The organism is Bacteroidota bacterium, assembly GCA_016706255.1.
Lineage (GTDB): Bacteria > Bacteroidota > Bacteroidia > Chitinophagales > BACL12 > UBA7236.
In genome coordinates this window covers 61,503-76,928 of the sequence record JADJJZ010000015.1, presented here as the reverse complement: position 1 = coordinate 76,928, position 15,426 = coordinate 61,503, and the positions used below count along the sequence as shown (strand labels likewise).

Below are 15,426 nucleotides of genomic sequence, written 5' to 3'. Positions count from 1 at the left end.
CACCTCAAAGTTTATCCGGAATTTCATCCTCACCCGAATTTTTAATAACACTAACCAATCCGTCAGCACAATATAAATGTTTGTGGATTGCACAATTCAGCGACCGGAAAGTGGAATTACATATGGCGAAAATGCAGCACTAACTGTATTTGATTATACAAAAGCAGATCGCTTTTTATACGAACCAAATCGTTTTATCAATCCTACTGATGTTTATATTGCTCCTGATTTTACAGGATATATTTTTGTTGTAGACGCTGGCACAGACTCTTTATATCAATTTACCCGAAAAGGATACGAAGGTGTAAATCCTCCTGCCGGTTCTTCAACTACCAAACAAATAATTGCGTCTTTTGGTGGTGAAGGCAGCGGACCATTTAATTTTATTAATCCATCCGGCGTTGCCTATTTACGCGAAACGATTTATGTGGTTGACCAGGGCAATCATCGCGTGTGCCGATATAAATTGAATACGGATATTGAGTGATTAAAAGTTGTTTGACTTTTTTCCGATTACCCAGTATTTGACGCCTATTTCTGAACATAAAACTCACCTTACTAAGTAATAAAGGCATTTCACACTGTAATTTTGTCATTCCACTAAATACAGGTTTTATTTATTTTGATTAGATGTACTTTTGAGTATGCAACGAAAATCTAATCTTCAACTTTTAGCCTATTCCGCTATGGCTGGAACATATTTATTAGGGGCAAATAAAGTTGATGGCCAAACAATTTATTTCGATATTGTACCCGATCAAATGATTGATGCTTATTGTTTTGAATGTGATGAAACTGTAACTTATTATTTAGATGTTAATTTAGATGGGACAAATGATCTATTATTTAAAGATACAACCTGGGACCCCTGTTATTATTGTATAGGTGGTATAGAAGCAGATGTTGATGGATTAGGAGATAACAAAGTTGTATTTATTAGTTCTTCATGGGAGTCTTTTTATGGATGGAATATTATCAATCAACAATTTGCTGAACAATTAAATGTAGGTGACACATTAGATGGCTCAGATAGTTTAACAAATATGATGCTTCCATTTGGCAGCCTTTATGTCAACGATGGTAGTTCCATTGCTTCGTGGCACGGCCCATGGAATGATTATAGCTTTCATTATGTTGGATTTGAGCTAAAATAAGCGGTGAACCACATTACGGGTGGGTTAGACTAAAATCAAATGGTGCATATATTTTGATAGATTCCTATGGTTATTCTGAAATTGCTAATGAACCAATTGTTATTGGCGATATCCCTGATTGTAATCCCCCATTGCCAAATGGCGAAGTAGCAATAACCGGAACCACCGCTAAATTAAGGTGGTTTACAACGCCTTCCGATTATTTTGAATTACAATATCGAAAATCCGGCACTGAAATGTGGACGACCAAAACTATTGCAGGTGAAAAAACATTTCGGAAAGTTGTGGGGTTAACTTGTAGTACAAATTATGAATGGAGAATAAGAAGCATTTGTACTGATGGAAGCACTTCTACCTATTGCCCAATACAAACATTTTCAACAAATAGCTGTAAACTAGAAAATGAACTTGAAAATAACGAAGAAACGATTGAAATTTTTTCGTATGGAAATAATCTGAATATTCAAATCGACGAAAATATCAACAAGGAATACAATTTAAAAGTTTTTACCATTACCGGTGAACTTGTATATGTAAATATGATACAAGGCTCAGAAAATATTTTACAACTTGATCTGCCAACAGGTATTTACATTGTTAACTTGGCAAATGAATCTGTTTCAATTAACAAAACCATTGCAATAAACAACTAAATTAAACTTACATCAAAATAAATGGAAGGTCCTGCATTTATTTCAAATTTTCCACCGTTAATCTTACACCCTCTTCCGGCGATGTTGCTTTAATGCCAAATCGTTTTTCAAATTTGCTGCTGTCGAAATAGTAATCCTGTTTATATTGATACATCATCTCCGGAAATTCTTTTAAAACCGGAACAAACAAGCCTATTATTTTCATCATCCATACGGGAATCAACATTGCTTTTGGCTTTACATGCATCTCTTTTGCAAATAATTCAATCCATTGCTTTCCGGTAATTTTTTCATTTGTTGTTGGTACATGCCATGTTTGATTATAAGCATCTGCAGTATTGCCCAAAATGGCTGTAGCCTTTGCTGCATCTGGTGTAAAGGTGTAAGTGTGGATGTATTGTGTACCACCAAAATAATTTGCAGTTTTACCTTTCTTAAAATTATTTGCAACAGTAGAAATCAACATACTTTTATCATTACCAGGGCCATAAAAATCTGCTGCTCTTGCAATAATTGCTTGTATTTTATTTTGATTTACTGCATCCCAAATCATATCCACTAATTGCTTCCGCACAGCACCTTTTTTACTCGGTGGATTTAATTTTGAATTTTCTGTCATGTGTGGTATTTCACCTTTATCATAACTATAAACGTTATCAAAAAATACTAGTTTACAATTATGTTTTGCACATGAATCAATTACATTTCGCATTAATGTGGGCCATTGTGTTTGCCATACTTTTAATGTGTATTCAAAACCAACTACTACATAAACTACTTCACTTCCTGCAATTGCGCCTTCAATTTGTTTTGCATCACTTAAATCTGCGGATGCAGAATATCCGTATCATTTACTTTTTAGGATTTCTACTTACCAATCGTATTTCAGATGTATAATTTATTAGCTCCTTTGCTAAATCTTTACCGATAGTTCCACGGCTCCTAAAATGGTTTGCATAATGTGATTTTTTATTAAAGACGTAAAGGTAACCTAAATATTGTGTGCTATAACGAGCTGTTAGTGTTAACTTATTGTAAATGTTACAATAAGGTGTGAGCCGACTTTTTTCACCCCCGAATGGTTCCGTTTTTATATCATCTGAACCCTCTTCAGGTATTGCCTAACACATTTGCACATCTTATCACTTGCACATGTGCAGCTTATTACTATTTTTACAATACATTAACTAAAACATAGCATCCCGACCGCATGCAATTAACCACTGAACACGGCTCGCATTCAGAAACTCCCTTTAAACTTAACGAGTCCATCCCGCTAACTCATCTTAAAGTATGGGTACTGGCACCACATCTTGAAACAAATGATCCCAACCTGGATTATTATTACGATTTTTCTCAAAGTATTGCAGAATACACTAAAACATTCGAGCAACTTGGAGTTAACTGGGTTTGGCAACCGGTTACAATGCAATCGTATAAGCAGGTAATCGACCAAATTGTAATTGAACGCAATACCGGCGTAAACTTTCCTATTGTATTTAATATTTGCGATGGCGATGAAGTTAACGGAACACCAGGTGTATCAGTTGTTAACTTACTGGAAGCAAAAGGACTGATTTATACCGGCGCAGATGCGTATTTCTATAATATCACCACTTCCAAAATCACCATGAAGGAAGCTTTCGATTTAGCCGGCGTCCCAACCGCAAAATGGGAAGCCATCTTAACTCCTGACCAGGATATTTCAGGAATTTTCGAACGTTTAGGTGCACCACTTATTGTTAAACCTGCCGTTTCAGGTGGCAGCATGGGTGTTTGTATTAAAAATGTGGTCAACAATGAAGCTGAGTTAAAAGAACAAATTCATAAAATGTTTAATGGATATCGCGGCTGGCAATTATCAAGCGGTGGAATTGTGGTGGAAGAGTTCATTAATGGTCCGGAATTTACAGCAATGCTGGTAGGTTCATCTGACCAACAAAAAAATATGCAGGTGTATGAACCGGTTGAACGTATTTTTCATGAAGCCTTACCGGATAATGAAAAATTTTTATCCTTCGACCGCTTATGGGAAATTTATGAAGATGAAACACCGATGCCCGATAACGGAAATTTTTATCAATACGCTGCTGCACCACAAAATTTAATCCGGAAAATAAAAAAAATTAGTTGGGATGCTTATGTGTCCAATGGCGGTAAAGGTTATACCCGCGTTGATTTACGTATGGATAAATTTACAGGTAGAATAGCAGTATTGGAAGTAAATGCGCAATGTGGTTTAAGTGAAGATGAAAATTATACTTCTATTGGAGCAATTTTACGTTATAGCAATAAATCGTTTGCACAAATGGTTGTTGAAATAATTAATGATGCCACATTGAGATGGATGAAAAAAAACAGAAAACGAAAAGTGCCCGCTTTAGTTAAAGCTTATTAATTAATAAATACGATACGTTGCAAATTAATGCTGATAATATAATAATACCGGAAAATGGAAAAGGCCTGAAAATATGCGTGCTCCAGCCTGATTATTCAACCTCTGATGTTGACTATCAATATTATGATCCTCCGCGTGATTTATCAGCATTATTACCTGAAGCAGAATTCGTTCACGTTTTTTTAAATAAATTAACTACCTACAAACAATTACGCGAATTAAAAAAACAGGGCTTCGATATTTTCGTCAATTTATGTGAAGGTTATCTCGACTGGACAATTCCGTCAGTAGATGTAATTTATTATATGGAATTATTGGGTTTACCTTTCACAGGACCAACTTCATTATTATACGACCCCACTAAAGACCTCATGAAATATGTTGCATTTACCGTGGGTGTTAAAACCCCGCCATTTGCGCTGATCTCGGGAAATGAAAATCTGGATGTCGTAACAGCACATTTAAGTTATCCATTGTTCGTTAAACCGGCAAAAGCAGGCGATAGTTTAGGGGTAGATGATCAATCGCTGGTAAAAGATACGTTATCGCTCCACAATAAAGTAAATAATATAATTGAAGAATACGGACCTTTACTTGTTGAAGAATATATTTCAGGAAGAGAATTTACCGTAATGATTGCGGCTAATCCTTACGACCGGTCAAATCCATATTTATTTAAACCAATAGAATATATTTTTCCGGAAAATTTTTCTTTTAAAACATATTCGTTAAAAACTTCTGAATTACATCCTACTGCAAATATTCCTGTAAACGATGTTGCACTGATACAAAAACTGCATACTGCAACACGGCAAATTTTTGAAGGATTTAATGGTGTTGGATATGCACGCCTCGATTTTAGAATGAACGATAAAGGTGAATTATTTTTTCTCGAAATTAATTTTACCTGTTCCGTTTTTTATAAAGATGGTTATGAAGGTTCTGCAGATTATGTTTTGCGCGAAGATGGATTAGGGCAAAAAGGATTTTTACAACTCATAATTAAAGAAGGAATTGTACGCTTCCGTCGCACACATAAAGCATTTCAATTACAGGGAAATTCAAAAGCGGGTTATGGCATTTTTGCTACAAGAGTTATTTATAAAGATGAAATTATTTTTCCCGGAGAAGAATCAGCTCAGCGTATTGTAACAAAACAGTATGTTGAAAAACACTGGTCGGAAGAAGCAAAGGAAGTTTTTCGCCGTTATGCCTACCCCATCAGCAACGAAGTGTTTTTATTGTGGGATAACGACCCAAATGGCTGGGCGCCGCAAAACCACAGCTGCGTACCTAATACAGCTTACGACGGATTAAATGTAAATGCCTTGCGCGATATTCAAATTGGCGAAGAACTTACGCTCGATTACACAACTTTTCTTGACGAAAACATGGAACCTTTTCAGTGCCGCTGTGGTCATCCTTCCTGTCGCGGTTTAATTAAAGGCACTCCCGGTAATTCTATAACAAATATTGCCGCTAAAAGAAGAGGTTAATTTTTGTTGATTATTTTTGCGGAATTAATTTATACTTATGAAAAAAATTATCGTTCTCGGTGCAGGTATGGTTGGTCGTGCCATGGCTATTGATTTAAGTAAAGATTTTGCCGTTACCTCTGCAGATATCAGTGATGAAAATTTAAACCGTTTAAAACCTTATGGTATTGAAACCATTCAGGCAGATTTAAGTGATAAAGAAAAAATTAAATCATTAATTGCCGATAAAGACCTTGTTATTGGCGCCGTTCCGGGATTTATGGGATTCGAAACATTTAAAACAGTAATTGAATCAGGTAAAAATACCAGCGATATTTCATTTTTTGATGAGGATCCTTTTGTGTTAGACGAACTAGCGAAAAAAAATAATGTAACTGCTGTAATGGATATTGGTGTTGCACCGGGCATGGACAATATTATTTTAGGCTACCACAACAAACGTATGGAAGTTTCTGATTTCATTTGTCTCGTTGGTGGTTTACCTGCTGCGCGTATCTGGCCTTATGAATATAAAGCTCCATTTTCACCTATTGATGTGTTAGAAGAATATACAAGACCCGCTCGTTTTGTTAAGGAAAATAAAATTGTGATTAAACCTGCATTAAGCGAACCGGAATTAATGGACTTTAATGAAATAGGAACTTTGGAAGCTTTTAATTCTGATGGTTTACGTTCATTAATCAAAACTATGCCGCATATTCCAAATATGATTGAACGCACTTTACGTTATCCGGGTCATATTGAATTAATGCGTGTGATGCGCGAAACCGGATTTTTTAGTAAGGAGGAAATTATGGTAAAAGGCACTTTAATTCGTCCTTTAGATGTTACTGCAAAATTATTATTTCCAAAATGGAAATTAGGTGATGAAGAAAATGAATTTACCGTAATGCGTGTTATCGTTTCCGGTAAAGAAAATGGTGTAAACAAAACATATACTTACGACCTCCTCGACCGTTATGATGTGAACACTAAAACTTCATCAATGGCACGCACAACAGGTTATACCTGCACAGGTGCAGCACGATTAATTCTCGATAATAAATTCACACGTAAAGGTGTAAGCACACCTGAGTTTGTTGGTGAAGATGAAAATAATTTTAAAGATATGATGGCGTATTTAGCAGCGCGCAATATTCAGTACAAGCTAACCGTATCCTGATTAATCTTTAATAGCGCGTTCAATATTTTTATCCGGTATCAGCCAAAGCAAAGCTACCATTACAATTAAAGCACCACTTATTGCAGTGTGCACATATGATAATGGAATTGCTATAGCATAACTAAGTGTAGAAATATTCGCTTTTAATGTTTGTTTTTGCAAAGCATCAATTAATGGTGAAGACTCTTTGTAATCAGCCATAATACATTTTTGCAAAATATAATAACTCGCCCCGCAAAGCAATAATACCGCACTATAAACAGCAACGGTATTAGGTGCAAAATCATTTTCGCCCATCCACGCAGTTGCAAATGGCATTAATGATAACCAGAATAATAAATTTAAATTCGACCAGATGATTCCACTGTTTACACGTTTAGCAGTATGTAATAAATGGTGATGATTACCCCAGTAAATGCCAATATTAATAAAACTCATTACATAACTTAGTGCTATAGGTATTAATTCACTTAATGCATGCCAGCTTGCGTCATGCGGAATTTTTAATTCCAATACCATAATGGTGATAATAATTGCAATAACACCATCGCTGAATGCTACCAATCTGTTTTTGTCATGAAAAATGAAATTTTGTGTATGCCTGATTAATTTTCTGTTTGCTTAGATTCTGAACTTATTGTTCTTTTTGGGAAATTAAATAACCAACTGGTTAAAACGGGAACAATAAAAATTGCTACTGTCATTATTGAAAAATATAAATCTGTTTTTTTCACTTTCCATAAATTTACATAAAGCAGTATCTCTGCCAATTTCGTGACAGGCAAACGACAATACCAGTTTTACGCCTAATAACGCAATAATTAAAAAAGCGGAAGTATTTAAAAATGTAAATTTTTCTAAAAGTTTTATTACGCCCTGCGCCACAAACCGGATAGCTAATATTCCAATAAAAACACCTAAACAAACAAGGTAAATATTATCAGTATATGCAACAGCAGCAAACACATTATCAATAGAAAATGCTAGATCCATGATATTTACCAATATCACAGTGCTCCAAAAATTTCCAATGCGACCAACGGTATTTTATAAAACCAGTTTGTTTGTTTATTTAAAGTATCATCCTCAGTTGAAACAGTAGATTTACTTCTGAAAAAATCGAATGCCAGATATAATAAATAAATTCCCCCCACCGCTTTTAACCAAACTATTTTCATTAACCAGGCAGCAAGTAAAAGGGCGATACCTCGGAAAAAATAAGCTCCGAAAATACCATATCGTAATGCTTTACCACGCTGATTTTTAGGCAAATCCATTACCATGGTTCCCATAACCAATGCATTATCAACACTTAACATGCTTTCAATCAAAATAAGATTAAAAACAATTATTCCGGCCTCCGTAGGTGTATGGCCAAAAAATTCCACAAAATCAAAAAGTAACAATCCGCTCATCATAATCTAAAAATATATCACAATTGCTCATTTTGCAACTGTTGCTCCCAATTCCATGCAGATAACATCATTGCATCAAGGTTGCGCTTGGCATTCCACTGTAGTGTTTCTATCGCTTTTTTATTATCTGCGTATATGGAAATTACATCACCATCGCGACGTGGGCCTAAAACGTAGTTGAGTTTTGACTGACTCATTTTTTCAAATGAATGAATTAATTCCAGTACGCTAACGCCATTGCCGCTGCCTAAATTAAATACTTCAAATGGTTTATGTTGTTTGCCTTCCATTTGAAATTGTAAAGCCAGCGTATGCGCTTCAGCAATATCCATTACATGCACATAATCACGTACACAACTGCCATCTTGGGTATTGTAATCACTTCCGTTTACAATAAACTGTTCTTTTTTGCCAATAGCAGTTTGTGTAATATTGGGAACCAGATTTTCAGGTTCAGCAAATGGAATTTCTCCGATTTTACCACTGTCATGTGCACCAACCGGGTTGAAGTAGCGTAAAGCAATAAATTTTATCTCAGATGTTTTTGCATGCGCCGCAATCATTTGTTCCGAAACTAATTTCGACCATCCGTATGGCGATTCAGGTGATGATAATGGCGTAAATTCACTTACCGGTAATTCAGTAGTGTTACCATATACACTGCAGGATGAAGAAAATACAAAATTTGGTATATTATATTCCTCAGCAATACGTAAAATATTTATGGTTGAATTTACATTATTATCAAAATAAATCAATGGTTTTAACATCGATTCGCCCACCGATTTAAACGCAGCAAAATGTATAATGCCATCTATATTCGGATGGTTATGAATTAAGGTTCTTATTTTAGGTAAATCGCGTAAGTCTACACGGTAATTGATAAAATCTTTTCGGTTATACTTTTAATTCGCTCGGGAACAAATTGTTTTGAACGGGATAAATTATCTATTGATATCACGTTGTATCCCTTCTGAAGCAGATCAATTGCTGTATGTGAGCCAATGTATCCGCAGCCGCCGGTTAAGAGTATTGTTTTTTGTGATGACAATTGATATATAATTTATATTGTTAATTCAAACAAAAATTTATTTTATTAAGCGCATTAAATATTGACCATATCCGCTTTTCATTAATGGCTGTGCAATTTTTTCAAGTTGTTCTGCCTGAATGAATTTTTTACGGAATGCAATTTCTTCAATACATCCGATATTTAATCCCTGACGTTGTTCTATTAATTGAATAAAAGTGCTGGCTGCCATCAATGAATCGAAAGTACCGGTATCAAACCATGCTGTACCTCTTGGCAAAACACTTACTTTTAATTTACCGCGATTTAAATATTCTTTGTTTACATCAGTAATTTCATATTCTGCCAGGGGACTAGGTTTTAAATTTTTCGCAATATCAACTACATCATTATCATAAAAATATAATCCCGGAACGGCATAATTCGATTTAGGTTGTTGTGGCTTTTCTTCAATACTTAAAACATTTCCAGCCTCATCAAAATCTACCACCCCATAACGCTCAGGGTCACTTACATGGTAAGCATAAATAATTCCGCCATCAGGGTTGTTGTTAGCTGTAAGTAATTCTCCATACCCACGCCGTGAAAATATTATCCCCAAGCACCAGCGCCGCTTTGTCATTGCCAATAAAATCAGCCCCCAAAGTAAAAGCCTGTGCCAAACCGTCCGGAGAAGGTTGCTCCTTATAGGAAAAATTACAGCCAATACGCGAGCCATCGCCCAATAAACGCTGGAAACCCGGCAGGTCGTAAGGGGTTGAAATAATCAAGATATCCTTAATTCCGGCCATCATAAGGGTAGACAGCGGGTAATAAATCATGGGTTTATCATAAATCGGCATCAATTGTTTACTGATAGCCAGGGTAATGGGATGCAGTCGTGTTCCTGATCCTCCTGCAAGAATAATTCCTTTCACAGTTGAATGTTTTAAGGCAAAGATAGGTGTTCGGATTTTTATAGCCGCATGAAGTGAACGCTCAGGTTATTATTCTGTAATTAATTCGGGCTGTATCCCGCTCTGGCTTTGGAATAAAATAGAATAGCCACAGCAACGCCCAACAGTAAACAAGCTGTTAACTGATGTGCCACGCCTAAAAACACCGGAATATGAACGCTTGAACCGAGTAAAGTGAATACACCCAGTAAAAATTGTAAAACCAATCCGCCTAATAATAAATTATTTAGCCGGTGAACAGTTGGTGAACTGAATTTGCGTTGTTGTTTCCAAAACAATAATATTGAAATAGCCACCACTAGGGCAAAGGTGCGATGCAAAAAATTTATTTCCGTTGTAAGTGCAACTAATTTATCTGCCCCAAAAACATTATGAAAGGTACCATCAGGCATAAATTGTCCATTCATAAGCGGGTAGGTATTATACAATCTTCCGGCATCTGTTCCTGCCATTAATCCACCCAAAGCAATTTGAATTAAAATAAATGCTAATACCCATTTAATATTTTTATGGGCTGTAGGATGTTCGGTAATAATAGCTTTTTTACGATACGATAATGCAAGCCAAATCAGATACATATATACAATTAAAGCAAGCATTAAATGTATGGTAAGTTTACTCGGATCTACCCACGGGTCCCCATCCAAACCGCTCGCAACCATTACCCAGCCTACAAATCCCTGCAATCCGCCCAATAAAAAAATAACCAGTAATTTGCGAATCCAACTGCCATTAAATTGTTTTTTAATAACGAAAAATATAAAAGGAAATAAAAAAACAAAGCCGATTAACCGAGCCCATAAACGATGAATAAATTCCCACCAAAAAATACTTTTAAACTGCTCAACCGTAAAATCGTTATTTATTTTTTCGAATTGTGCAGATGACTGATACTGATCAAATTCTTTTTGCCAAGCAGCATCATTTGTTGGCGGAAAACTGCCCATTACTACATCCCATTCAGTAATAGACAAACCTGACTCTGTCAGCCGGGTAATACCACCCAGCATCACCTGTATCAAAACCATAAATACGCCTGTCCACAACCAAATTCTTACACTTTTCATACGCATTGAAGTTTAGGCAAAAGTACGGGTCAATTAGGTAAAATCATGTATTTTTATTCTTAACAATTTAAAACAAACAATATTAATCTATGTTCAGGCTATTAAAAATTACCTATATCCCTGTTTTAGCTATTATACTAATAATAAGCTCTTGTAAAGAAGTAATAACTCCGGATTTAACAGACAATCCCGATGATCCGGAATATGCGCTGGCAGGGGTTTCCACTAAATCGGCAAATAAATTCAATACCTTATTCAATCGTTTTGGCAATGGTTGGACCGGTGGTGACGCAACTTACTCAGTGGCTTTACCGGATGGCAGAACTGTTTGGATGTTTGGCGATTCATTTTTAGATACCGTTTATGCGGATTACAGCAGACCAAGTTCAAGTCTTATTCGAAATACATTTATGGTGCAGGCAGGACCAACTATGACAACCCTTTGCGGTAATACCATAGATGCACCTCAAGCTTTGGTTGATACCGATAATCCATCAGATGAATGGTATTGGCCCGGAGATGGAACCGTGATTGGAGAAAATTTATACGTTTTTTTCATGTATTTTATTCGCACAGGACCTGATGGTTTTGATTTTGCCTATGTCCGCACCGATTTAGTTACGTTTAGTTTGCCAACTATTACAGAAACTTCCAGAACTACAGTTTATACCAACAATGATATTTTATGGGGCGCATCTATTTTGGAAGATGGCGGATATATTTATGTGTATGGTGCTGAACAGGCATTTTTAACTAAATATGCACACGTAAGCCGTTACCCGGCAACAAATATTACTGCAGCCCCTGAATTTTGGAATGGCACATCATGGGTTACTACCGAACCGGCTACCAATGTTGGTCGCCTCGAAAAACAAAGTGGTTTACCTGTTGAAACTTCAGCACAGTTTGCAGTATTTTATTCCGGTGAAAAATATCGACTGGTTACACAGGAAGATTTATTTAGTCCGAATATTTATACCTGGGAAGCAACAGCAGCAACCGGACCATGGAAAAACGCCAGACTGTTTATGTAACACCTGAAACAGGTGGAGCAACATGGACATATAATGCATTTGTCCATCCGCAATTTACTGCAGGTGATGGTTATATTTTATTATCGTATAACGAAAACAGCACCAACTTTTTCGATTTATTTGATGATGCCAGAATTTATCGTCCGAAATTTATTTATTTTAAATATTTATAAATTTTAATAAAAAAATAAAAGCCGGATTACAATTTAAAGTTGCAATCCGGCTTTTTTATTTTATAACTATTAAGCAGGTTTTAATTCTGTATTATACCAGTTAATATTTCTGGTTAAATACATGGTTAACGACAACATAATTACAAGTCCTGCACTGCCCAGCAACAAGGCGTAATCACTGGCTTGCAGAATTACATATAAATAACTATACAGCACAGATAAAATTAATAATAACAATGCCGATAATTTTTTCATTTTGAAAACAGCTAATGAATAAAACGTTATCATTAATATAATTACACTGGCTGAAATTAAATAGGCAAAATTAAAATCAATATGTTCAGATAAGGATAATAATAAAATATAAAATAAACACAACGCTAAACCTACTAAAGTGTATTGGAAAGGGTGAATTTTTTTTCTGTTGGTAATTTCTACCAGAAAAAATACTAGGAAGGTTAATCCAATAGTTAAAATGGCATATTTAACGGTGCGCATTATTTTTTGATAGTCATCAGCAGTACTCACCAAATCAACACCAAATGCCGATTCTTTTAATTGTGTGGAATATGTTTCATCGTCCCAAACCTGAGGATAATTTCGATTCAGTTCTAGCACCTGCCAATTTGCCGTAAATCCATTCACTTCAATTGATTGTTCATCCGGTGAAAACGCGCCATTAAATCCGGGAGTAAGCCAGGTTGATTGTAATGCAACATTTGTATTATTTCCTAAAGGCAAAAATTCAATATTTTCTGTGCCTTGTAATTGTAAATCGAAATTAAAATTAAAAGCGGTGAGATTTGCTGTGGTTAAATTTATTGGAATAGTAACCCCACTTTCACCAACCATATTACTTTTTAATCCTGCTTTTACCGAATATGTTACATCATTAACATTCACTTTCAAATTATTTTGAATGCCACTCATATCGCTAATTCCAACCGACAGGTATGCTTTTTCCCATTCCGGTGTGCCGTCGAAACTTGCTTGTTGAATCAAAGCGAGATCGAAATTTCCATCTACCTGCATTTGTGCATCATAAACGGTTACTTCATAAATACTGCGTTCCAGCTTTTCCGGCAACAGATTTCCTGATAAATTGAGTGTTTCCGGTAAAAAGTTTTTAGAATGCCATTGTTTGTCGCCATTTGCCATTGTTTTATAATAGGGTATGGTTAATACAGGCCCTGCAACCTGTTGTTTACCCGCCCAGGCTTTTGCGACCTCCTTTTCAACGGTTCTTCCGGTTTGCTCCCGTTCATTAACAATAAGCTGAACCATATTGGCCGGAACCAATAATAGTAAAGCCAGTGCGCCAATAATAAACATCTTAACAGTTACCGAAGTGCTGATCCACGATTTGAAGGATGGTTCGGGGTTGGGTGATGGTTGATTTTCCATAGTTTTATATACTTTGTATTGCAAAGTTCTTTGATTTTGCGAGAAAAACAAATTTTTAACACAATTTTATTATTTACCATGCCGGATACCTTCATTTTGGGAGACTTGCTGCCTTGCAATTTGGTACATTTGCATAATCATGAAGCAACTTCCTAAAAAACATAAAGTAGGTATCTGCCTTTCAGGTGGAGGCGCCAGAGGAGTTGCGCATATTGGCGTATTACAAGCTTTTGAAAGCGCCGGTATTTTCCCTGAAATTATTTCCGGTTGCAGTGCAGGAGCCATGGTTGGTGCACTTTATGCTGCAGGATTTAATCCGCGTGATATATTTAAACTTATTGAACACCGCAGCTTATACAGTATCATTAAAATGGGTTTGCCCGATAAAGGCATGATGGAGCTTGCCTATTTTAAAAAAATACTCACCGAAAATATTGAACACGATAGTTTCGAATTATTAAACATTCCATTTCATGTTGCGGTTACCAATTTAAATACCGGTAACTATGAAATAATTAATCAGGGAAAATTAATCGATTATGTTATTGCTTCACAATCAATTCCCCTCGTTTTTAAACCACAAAAAATTGGTGAATATTTATATGTTGATGGCGGCGTATTAAATAATCTTCCCGTTGAACCCATTCGCGAGCATTGTGAAATATTGGTTGGAGTAAATGTTAATCCAATTAACTACATGGAAAAATTAAGTGGCATGCGCGATGTTGGATTCCGTGTGCTTAATCTGTCGTTAAAAATGAATATGGAACATCGTATCAAACAATGCGATTTTATTATTGAACCTGCTACTGCCGATTTTACGATATTTGATATCAACAAAGCAAAAATCATTTATGATGCCGGATATGAAGCTGCGTTGCCGGTTGTTGAACAAATAGCAACCTTACTGCATAACGAACAAACTTAACAGTAGGTAATTTTTTATATTTGCTAAAAAAATAATATGCCACTTATTCTTCCCGTAAATAATAAAACACCACAATTTGGTGCCGATTGTTATATCGCTGAAAATGCAACAATTGTAGGCGAGGTAATTATGGGCGACCAATGCAGCGTTTGGTTTAATGCAGTTGTTAGGGGAGATGTTAATTCGATTATAATTGGAAATAAAGTGAATATACAGGACAATGCTGTTATTCATTGTACGTATCAGCAGGCGGCTACAACAATTGGAAACAATGTTTCAGTTGGACACAATGCGATAGTGCATGGATGTACCATTCACGATAATGTTTTGGTTGGCATGGGCGCAATTGTAATGGATCACGCCGTTGTACATTCCAATGTATTAATTGCAGCAGGAAGTGTAGTGCTGGAAAATTCTGTTTTAGAAAGCGGATTTATTTACGGTGGTGTTCCGGCAAAAAAATTAAAACCGTTAAGCGAAGAAGTGTTTAAACAAAACATCGACCGTATTGCCAACAATTATGTAATGTATGCGGGTTGGTTTAAAACGCCCTGAT

Annotated in this window: 13 protein-coding genes and 4 pseudogenes; 10 read left to right on the top strand and 7 right to left on the bottom strand. The window is 35.9% G+C overall.

The features are described 5' to 3' along the window. Positions 1-82 precede the first annotated feature (82 nt). The 3 genes from IPI65_16050 (at position 83) to IPI65_16040 (ending at position 1,807) form a co-directional block, all read left to right on the top strand. Positions 83-487 (top strand): hypothetical protein, encoded by a 405-nt coding sequence (locus IPI65_16050; GenBank protein MBK7442977.1) that lies wholly within the window; start codon positions 83-85, stop codon positions 485-487. Between the two features lie 157 nt (positions 488-644). Further along, complete coding sequence (locus tag IPI65_16045) at positions 645-1,154, top strand: hypothetical protein (protein MBK7442976.1); 510 nt, start codon at positions 645-647, stop codon at positions 1,152-1,154. Between the two features lie 53 nt (positions 1,155-1,207). Further along, positions 1,208-1,807: a fibronectin type III domain-containing protein gene (locus IPI65_16040; protein MBK7442975.1), complete on the top strand. Its 600-nt coding sequence runs from the start codon at positions 1,208-1,210 to the stop codon at positions 1,805-1,807. A gap of 37 nt (positions 1,808-1,844) precedes the next feature. Here IPI65_16040 and IPI65_16035 read toward each other — a convergent pair. After that, positions 1,845-2,736 (bottom strand): annotated as a pseudogene (locus IPI65_16035) (NAD-dependent epimerase/dehydratase family protein). A gap of 281 nt (positions 2,737-3,017) precedes the next feature. On the opposite strand from IPI65_16035, the gene IPI65_16030 reads away from it, so the two are divergent. Genes IPI65_16030 through IPI65_16020 form a run of 3 tightly spaced genes read left to right on the top strand, consistent with a single transcriptional unit; the run spans position 3,018 to position 6,863 of the window. After that, the gene (locus tag IPI65_16030) at positions 3,018-4,205 is read left to right on the top strand and encodes an ATP-grasp domain-containing protein (GenBank protein MBK7442974.1); all 1,188 of its coding nucleotides are present in this window, start codon (positions 3,018-3,020) and stop codon (positions 4,203-4,205) included. A gap of 17 nt (positions 4,206-4,222) precedes the next feature. Next, positions 4,223-5,701: an SET domain-containing protein-lysine N-methyltransferase gene (locus IPI65_16025; GenBank protein ID MBK7442973.1), complete on the top strand. Its 1,479-nt coding sequence runs from the start codon at positions 4,223-4,225 to the stop codon at positions 5,699-5,701. Between the two features lie 37 nt (positions 5,702-5,738). Continuing rightward, the gene (locus IPI65_16020) at positions 5,739-6,863 is read left to right on the top strand and encodes a saccharopine dehydrogenase NADP-binding domain-containing protein (protein MBK7442972.1); all 1,125 of its coding nucleotides are present in this window, start codon (positions 5,739-5,741) and stop codon (positions 6,861-6,863) included. On the opposite strand, the gene IPI65_16015 is transcribed toward IPI65_16020, so the two are convergent. From IPI65_16015 to IPI65_15995, 5 genes and pseudogenes are all read right to left on the bottom strand, one after another. Then, the gene (locus IPI65_16015) at positions 6,864-7,427 is read right to left on the bottom strand and encodes a DUF1211 domain-containing protein (protein ID MBK7442971.1); all 564 of its coding nucleotides are present in this window, start codon (positions 7,425-7,427) and stop codon (positions 6,864-6,866) included. Between the two features lie 41 nt (positions 7,428-7,468). Continuing rightward, positions 7,469-8,278 (bottom strand): annotated as a pseudogene (locus IPI65_16010) (DUF475 domain-containing protein). 17 nt (positions 8,279-8,295) lie between these two features. After that, a pseudogene (gene galE / locus IPI65_16005) lies at positions 8,296-9,329 on the bottom strand (UDP-glucose 4-epimerase GalE). Between the two features lie 37 nt (positions 9,330-9,366). Then, a pseudogene (gene rfbA / locus IPI65_16000) lies at positions 9,367-10,225 on the bottom strand (glucose-1-phosphate thymidylyltransferase RfbA). Between the two features lie 80 nt (positions 10,226-10,305). Beyond that, complete coding sequence (locus IPI65_15995; GenBank protein ID MBK7442970.1) at positions 10,306-11,331, bottom strand: COX15/CtaA family protein; 1,026 nt, start codon at positions 11,329-11,331, stop codon at positions 10,306-10,308. A gap of 89 nt (positions 11,332-11,420) precedes the next feature. Here IPI65_15995 and IPI65_15990 point away from each other — a divergent pair, with 89 nt between their 5' ends. Together IPI65_15990 and IPI65_15985 are read left to right on the top strand one after the other, a co-directional pair. Continuing rightward, positions 11,421-12,365: a DUF5005 domain-containing protein gene (locus IPI65_15990; protein MBK7442969.1), complete on the top strand. Its 945-nt coding sequence runs from the start codon at positions 11,421-11,423 to the stop codon at positions 12,363-12,365. Next, on the top strand, positions 12,338-12,538 hold the full coding sequence (locus IPI65_15985) for a hypothetical protein (protein MBK7442968.1): 201 nt from the start codon (positions 12,338-12,340) through the stop codon (positions 12,536-12,538). The genes IPI65_15990 and IPI65_15985 overlap by 28 nt, the downstream gene beginning before the upstream one ends. A gap of 69 nt (positions 12,539-12,607) precedes the next feature. On the opposite strand, the gene creD is transcribed toward IPI65_15985, so the two are convergent. Beyond that, positions 12,608-13,942: a cell envelope integrity protein CreD gene (gene creD, locus IPI65_15980; GenBank protein MBK7442967.1), complete on the bottom strand. Its 1,335-nt coding sequence runs from the start codon at positions 13,940-13,942 to the stop codon at positions 12,608-12,610. Positions 13,943-14,081: 139 nt separating this feature from the next. On the opposite strand from creD, the gene IPI65_15975 reads away from it, so the two are divergent. After that, entirely contained in the window at positions 14,082-14,870 is a 789-nt protein-coding gene (locus IPI65_15975) for a patatin-like phospholipase family protein (protein ID MBK7442966.1), read from the top strand. Positions 14,871-14,906: 36 nt separating this feature from the next. Continuing rightward, positions 14,907-15,425, top strand: a complete 519-nt coding sequence (locus IPI65_15970) for a gamma carbonic anhydrase family protein (protein ID MBK7442965.1) — start codon at positions 14,907-14,909, stop codon at positions 15,423-15,425. The last annotated feature ends 1 nt before the right edge of the window (position 15,426 follow it).

Excerpts from the sequence above, each read along its gene's own strand:
- IPI65_16045 (MBK7442976.1), top strand. The coding sequence starts at position 645 with ATGCAACGAAAATCTAATCTTCAACTTTTAGCCTATTCCGCTATGGCT.
- IPI65_16030 (MBK7442974.1), top strand. The coding sequence starts at position 3,018 with ATGCAATTAACCACTGAACACGGCTCGCATTCAGAAACTCCCTTTAAA.
- IPI65_16020 (MBK7442972.1), top strand. The coding sequence starts at position 5,739 with ATGAAAAAAATTATCGTTCTCGGTGCAGGTATGGTTGGTCGTGCCATG.
- IPI65_15995 (MBK7442970.1), bottom strand. The coding sequence starts at position 11,331 with ATGAAAAGTGTAAGAATTTGGTTGTGGACAGGCGTATTTATGGTTTTG.
- IPI65_15990 (MBK7442969.1), top strand. The coding sequence starts at position 11,421 with ATGTTCAGGCTATTAAAAATTACCTATATCCCTGTTTTAGCTATTATA.
- IPI65_15985 (MBK7442968.1), top strand. The coding sequence starts at position 12,338 with ATGGAAAAACGCCAGACTGTTTATGTAACACCTGAAACAGGTGGAGCA.
- creD (MBK7442967.1), bottom strand. The coding sequence starts at position 13,942 with ATGGAAAATCAACCATCACCCAACCCCGAACCATCCTTCAAATCGTGG.
- IPI65_15975 (MBK7442966.1), top strand. The coding sequence starts at position 14,082 with ATGAAGCAACTTCCTAAAAAACATAAAGTAGGTATCTGCCTTTCAGGT.
- IPI65_15970 (MBK7442965.1), top strand. The coding sequence starts at position 14,907 with ATGCCACTTATTCTTCCCGTAAATAATAAAACACCACAATTTGGTGCC.